Annotated in this window: 7 protein-coding genes; 1 reads left to right on the top strand and 6 read right to left on the bottom strand. The window is 61.1% G+C overall.

Annotated features, from left to right (window positions below):
* Nucleotides 1-65: 65 nt before the first annotated feature.
* From HWE17_RS28220 to fur, 6 genes are all read right to left on the bottom strand, one after another.
* The gene (locus HWE17_RS28220; protein WP_034779193.1) at nt 66-464 is read right to left on the bottom strand and encodes a DUF1987 domain-containing protein; all 399 of its coding nucleotides are present in this window, start codon (nt 462-464) and stop codon (nt 66-68) included.
* 22 nt (nt 465-486) lie between these two features.
* Nucleotides 487-1044 carry a SiaB family protein kinase gene (locus HWE17_RS28215; protein WP_034756676.1) on the bottom strand — a complete coding sequence of 186 codons (558 nt, stop codon included), beginning with the start codon at nt 1042-1044 and terminating at the stop codon, nt 487-489.
* Nucleotides 1045-1109: 65 nt separating this feature from the next.
* Nucleotides 1110-2324 carry a SpoIIE family protein phosphatase gene (locus HWE17_RS28210; protein WP_176391083.1) on the bottom strand — a complete coding sequence of 405 codons (1215 nt, stop codon included), beginning with the start codon at nt 2322-2324 and terminating at the stop codon, nt 1110-1112.
* A gap of 172 nt (nt 2325-2496) precedes the next feature.
* Nucleotides 2497-3087 (bottom strand): NAD(P)H-dependent oxidoreductase, encoded by a 591-nt coding sequence (locus HWE17_RS28205; RefSeq protein ID WP_035820186.1) that lies wholly within the window; start codon nt 3085-3087, stop codon nt 2497-2499.
* Between the two features lie 59 nt (nt 3088-3146).
* Nucleotides 3147-3512, bottom strand: coding sequence for a MerR family transcriptional regulator (locus HWE17_RS28200; RefSeq protein ID WP_035820183.1), 366 nt, complete (start codon nt 3510-3512; stop codon nt 3147-3149).
* Nucleotides 3513-3586: 74 nt separating this feature from the next.
* Nucleotides 3587-4027: a ferric iron uptake transcriptional regulator gene (gene fur, locus HWE17_RS28195; RefSeq protein ID WP_035820181.1), complete on the bottom strand. Its 441-nt coding sequence runs from the start codon at nt 4025-4027 to the stop codon at nt 3587-3589.
* A gap of 358 nt (nt 4028-4385) precedes the next feature.
* Here fur and HWE17_RS28190 point away from each other — a divergent pair, with 358 nt between their 5' ends.
* Nucleotides 4386-5003: an OmpW family protein gene (locus HWE17_RS28190; RefSeq protein ID WP_176391082.1), complete on the top strand. Its 618-nt coding sequence runs from the start codon at nt 4386-4388 to the stop codon at nt 5001-5003.
* Nucleotides 5004-5045 lie beyond the last annotated feature (42 nt).

The raw sequence follows: 5045 nt of genomic DNA, 5'->3' as shown, positions 1-5045 counted from the left end.
GCCGCCGCTTCCACGGTGAACAGGTCTGGCTCCAGTCCAGCCTCGGAGATGGCGGCGCGCATGCCCTAGCTGCCCTGCACGGGATGGTCGCGGAAGTCCAGCGCCGTAAAGTCCTGCTGCAGCTCCTGGCCGAATTCCAGAATGGTGTCGTCATCCTCGTCGTGATACCAGTTCAGGCGCACCTGGTTGCCATCGACGGCCGCCTGGTTCAGGGTGTCGAACAGGGTAAACAGCATCTTCGTGCTGGAACTGTTGAAATAGGCCAGCGAGACGTTGACGGTGATGGCCGCCTCGCGGCAGCCTTCCAGGTAGGCGCGCACGGCGGCGATCAGCGGGCCATAGAAGGCGGCCGCGTTTTCCGGATACGACTCGCCCTTGATCGACAGGGTGTGCTGCTCGAAACGGAAGTCGATTTCGGGCGAACTCGGGGTCGCGGCGATGAACAGTGGTGACGGTAATTGCATATGCTTTCCTGAGTCGGCTCTTTCAAATGATGGCTTTGATGCAGAAGATGGTGTGGCCCGGTTCCTGGGGATCCTGGACGAATTCGAATTCCAGCGGCTCGCTGGCGTCGCGCGCCATGGTGAGAAACCCCAGGCCCGCGCCCTTGCTGTCGGCCGGCGCTTCCTCGCGCAAGGCCTTTTTGTAGGCGAGGCGGATTTCTTCCATCGTCATGGTGTGCAGCGGCTCCAGGCGGGCGCGGATCTGCGCCACGTTGTCCGTCGAGACGGGGTTGGCGCACAGCAGAAAAAAACTGTCGCCGCGCGTGCCGATACAGAATGAACCGCGCCGCATCTGCTGGTCCAGCTGCGCATCGGGCGTCAGGCTGTCGGCGGAATAGTGCATGATGTTTTGCGACATCTCGATGAACGAGGAAAAGATGCGCCGCCGCGTGGGCCCGGCCGCGCCGGCCGTGTCGAGGCGCGCCTTGATGGTTTCGGAAATGGCGTTCACCACGTGCTGCGAGAAATAGCCCACGTAAAAAAAGATGATGTTGCGCTTGCGCGCCACATCCCAAAACTCGTTGAATTCTTCGTACAGCACGTCCGTGCTCCTGGCTAGCCGGTGACCCGGTTTCTTGTTGATAAGGTGGCTCGATGGCGCCAAAACTACAGGCGGAAACAGAAAAAGGTCAGGTCGTCGCGGCGCGGCTGTTTTCCCTGCCACGCGGCGCTGTCCTGCAGCAGGGCCGCCGCCACGTCGCCGGCGGGAGCGTCGCGCCGCGCCAGCAGCTGCTCGCGCATGCGGCGCTTGCCGTAGGCGATGTCGCGCGCGCCGCCGATCTGGTCGAGCAAGCCGTCGGTGGTGAGGAACAGCAGGCTGCCGGCGGGAATAGCCAGCGTCTCGTTGTGCCAGCAGTAGCCGGCCGGCGTGTCGACATAACCCACGCCCATGCGCGCGCCGTCGATGGCGCGCACGCTGTCCTCGCCCGGCGCGACCACGTGCAGCGCCAGTTTCGCGCCCGCGAAACGCAGGCTGGCGCTGGCCGTGTCGTAGCACAGGAAGGCGCAATCCATGCCGTCGTTCGAACCGGCGTGGCCAGCGTTGTCGCTGCCGGCGCCGTCCTGGCCCAGCAGGGTTTTGATGGAGCGGCTGACGGCGCCGATCAGGGCGGCCGGATCGTGCGGTCCCAGTTCGCGCAAGGCCTGGCTCAGGGCCGACGAGGCGATCAGGGTCATGAAGGCGCCCGGCACGCCGTGGCCGGTGCAGTCGGCGATGGCGGCGAACCAGCCGCCCGCATGGCGTTCGAAGAAGTAGAAGTCGCCGCCGACGACGTCGCGCGGCTGCCATTCCAGATGGGCGTCGGGCAGGGTGGCGCGCAATTCCGCATCGGAGGTGCGCAGCAGGGCGCGCTGGATCACGCTGGCGTAATCGATGCTGTGCATGATCTGCCGGTTCTTTTCGGCCTGCATGGTGGCCACCACGTTCATCAGCTGCAAGCCGAAGCCCACGCCGGCCAGCGCGCCATCGGCGGTGATGATGAAGCCGTCGGCCAGCGCCTTCTCGCCCGCTTCCACGGCGCGGAAGGTGAGGTCTTCAATGCTCATGGCGCCGTCGACGATCAGCGGCTCCTTGTCCATGAAGGCGATGCAGCTCTTCTTGCCGTACACCTCGTGATAAAAGGGCTTGGACATTTGCGACATGAAGATGTTGCGGCTGATCAAGCCGATGGGACGCTGCTGCTCCGTGACGGGCAGGCTCATCATGTCGCGCCGTTCCGTAAATAGTTCCAGCACGGCGAAATTGCTGGCGTCGGCCTGCACGGATTCCGTGGGGATGCACAGGTCAGCCGCCACGGACGTGCGATAACGGGGAAGATGCAATCGAGAAGCGTTGAACTCCACAGCGGCTACCTTTACATGACGATCGGACCCTTGTTGTCGCAACAGCAAGGCGACTGACAAACAGGCAATATCATCATGGTAGCCTTGGAATGTGACGGCTTGATTACCGGCTTGTCAAAACCGTATGCATGATGGCTACATGGCAAGCAACTTACAGGCGCCGGGCCAGCGCCTGTGCTTGTTCCAGCCAGCGCGCTCGCTGCGCTGCGGTGGAATCGATCATGGGACCAAAGCTGGCCACCTTGACGGGCTTGACGCCGCAAAATTCCAGGGTCGTCTTGCGCAGCTGGTGAATGCCGGGCATGTGGTAGACCCAGCGGAAATACCAGGGCGGCGTATCCATCGCCACCAGCAGCTGGGCCGTGCGGCCTTTCAGTAACTGCGCCGGGAAAGCCTTGCCCGGGCGATACTTGAAGGCAAAGCCGGGCAGGAAGATGCGGTCGACGAAGCCTTTCAGCAGGGCCGGCGCGCCGCCCCACCAGATCGGGTAGGCGAAGACCAGGTGTTCGGCCCAGCTGATGGCTTCCTGCGCGGCCAGCAAGTCCGCTTCCAGCGGCTGCACCTGGCGGTAGCCTTCATGCAGGTTCTGGTCAAAGTCCAGCTGGCCCAGGCGCAGCTCACGCACCGTGTGGCCTGCGCTGCGGGCCGTGGCGGCGTAGGCATCGGCCAGGGCGGCGCAAAAGCTGTCGCTGGACGGGTGGCCGAGGAGTATCAAAATGCGCTTGGGTGTCGTCGTGGTCATGATGCAGGCTGTCCATTAAAGAAGAGCTTGCATGCTAAAGCCTGCCCCTAGTGACAGAGTCAAGCGGCCTTTTGCAGACGCTGCTGCGCCAGGCAGTCGTGGATTTCCGTGTCGATGTCGGCCAGTTGCGCGTCGAGCTGGCGCAGGCGGGCGATATCCAGCTGTATCTGTGTGCGCTTGTCAGCGATGTGCTGCGACAGGGCGGCCCAGTCGGTATCGTCGCCGGCCAGGATGGGCAGCAGTTCGGCCAGGCGGAAGCCCAGGGCCTGCGCCTGGCGTATCAATTTGACTTGCGCCAGGTCTTGCTGCGTGTAGACGCGATAGGCGCCCGAACGGCGCACGTCCCCCAGCAAGCCCAGCGCTTCATAGTGGCGCAAGGCCTTGGGCGAGGTGCCCGCCAGGCGGGCGATTTCTCCGATGTACATGCTTCTTCCTTGTTGAACTGCGGCGCACGCAGTGTAGCGCAGGTGGCTTGCCAGGCGCTACCTTGCGCGCTGCCTCAGGAGGGCTTACGCGGCGGCACTTTTTTGGCAGTGCACTCGGCGCAGGTGCCGTACAGCGACAGCGCGTGCTCGTGCAGCACGAAGCCCCGCTCGGCGGCGATCTCGTTCTGGCGCAGTTCGATGCCTTCGTCGACGAATTCATCGACCTTGCCGCAACCCGTGCAGACCAGATGGTCGTGGTGCTGGCCTTCGTTCAGTTCGAAGACGGCGTGGCCCGATTCGAAATGGCGGCGAAACAGAATGCCCGCTTCGGCAAACTGCATCAGCACGCGGTAGATGGTGGCCAGGCCCACGTCGATTTTTTCGGCCAGCAAGAGTTTGTAGACATCGTCCGCACTCAGGTGCTTGATCGTGCCTTCTTGAAACAGCTGCAGAATCCGCAAGCGGGGGATGGTCACTTTCAAGCCCGATTCACGCAGTTCCCTCAATATATCCATGTCTCCCATTCCTTTTTGTAGTCGCCTAGCGAGGTCATTCATTATATCGCAAATGATAATAATTACTATTCTCATTTGTATCGTGTGAAGTGGAAATATTATGCTGCGCAGGGAGGTGGCAATCCAGTGACATCGGTGCAAGTGGCGATTGCGTGGTGGGCAACTTGCGTCAGCATGGCGTGCCGACATGGGAGTCGTGCATGCGGTCACGCTGCAATGCCGCATTTTCTTGATCTGGGCAAAGGAAAAAATGCCTCTAATGATGCCATCTAGCACTATTTGATGTGGATCAAAGTTTTTGTTGCACTGCACTCTTAGACTTCGCAGCGTTACTTAACGACAAAAAGAGGGAACTAGAATGAAAAAGTCCGCAACTGCAGCAGCAATCGTCCTGGCCGCCATCGGCGCATTCGCCGGCAATGCAATGGCACAGGAAAGCCCATGGCTGGTCCGTGCGCGCGCCGTGCATATCGATCCGGCCAACAAATCCACGCCGGTCTTTGGCGCTGGCGCATCGGACACGATACATGTCAGCAGCAAGACGATTCCCGAAATTGATATTTCGTATTTCTTCACCCCGAACATCGCTGCCGAGCTGATCCTGACGTATCCGCAAAAGCATGACGTCACCCTGTCCGGCACGAAGATCGGCAGCTTCAAGCATTTGCCACCGACCCTGTCGCTGCAATACCACTTCATGCCTGAAAAACAGTTCAGCCCTTACGTGGGTGCCGGCGTGAACTACACGAATATCTCGGACGTGAAATTGCTGGATGGCGCCGGCCGCCTGGAACATGACAGCTGGGGCTTCTCGCTGCAAGCTGGCGTCGACTACAAGCTGGACAAAAACTGGTCGCTGAACTTCGACATCAAGAAAGTGCAGATCCGCAGCGACGTACTGGCTGCTGGCGCCAAGATCAGCGAAGTCAAGGTTGATCCTGTCCTGATCGGTGTCGGTGTCGGCTACCGTTTCTAAGCATTGATCGACTGCGCCTCCGCGGCGCGGACAATAAAAAAG

This window comes from Janthinobacterium sp. BJB401, assembly GCF_013372745.1.
Classification (GTDB): Bacteria; Pseudomonadota; Gammaproteobacteria; order Burkholderiales; family Burkholderiaceae_D; genus Janthinobacterium; species Janthinobacterium rivuli.
The sequence above is the reverse complement of the archived record's forward strand: the minus strand, read 5'-3'. Positions and strand labels throughout refer to the sequence as shown.

Excerpts from the sequence above, each read along its gene's own strand:
- HWE17_RS28220 (WP_034779193.1), bottom strand. The coding sequence starts at position 464 with ATGCAATTACCGTCACCACTGTTCATCGCCGCGACCCCGAGTTCGCCC.
- HWE17_RS28205 (WP_035820186.1), bottom strand. The coding sequence starts at position 3,087 with ATGACCACGACGACACCCAAGCGCATTTTGATACTCCTCGGCCACCCG.
- HWE17_RS28200 (WP_035820183.1), bottom strand. The coding sequence starts at position 3,512 with ATGTACATCGGAGAAATCGCCCGCCTGGCGGGCACCTCGCCCAAGGCC.
- fur (WP_035820181.1), bottom strand. The coding sequence starts at position 4,027 with ATGGATATATTGAGGGAACTGCGTGAATCGGGCTTGAAAGTGACCATC.
- HWE17_RS28190 (WP_176391082.1), top strand. The coding sequence starts at position 4,386 with ATGAAAAAGTCCGCAACTGCAGCAGCAATCGTCCTGGCCGCCATCGGC.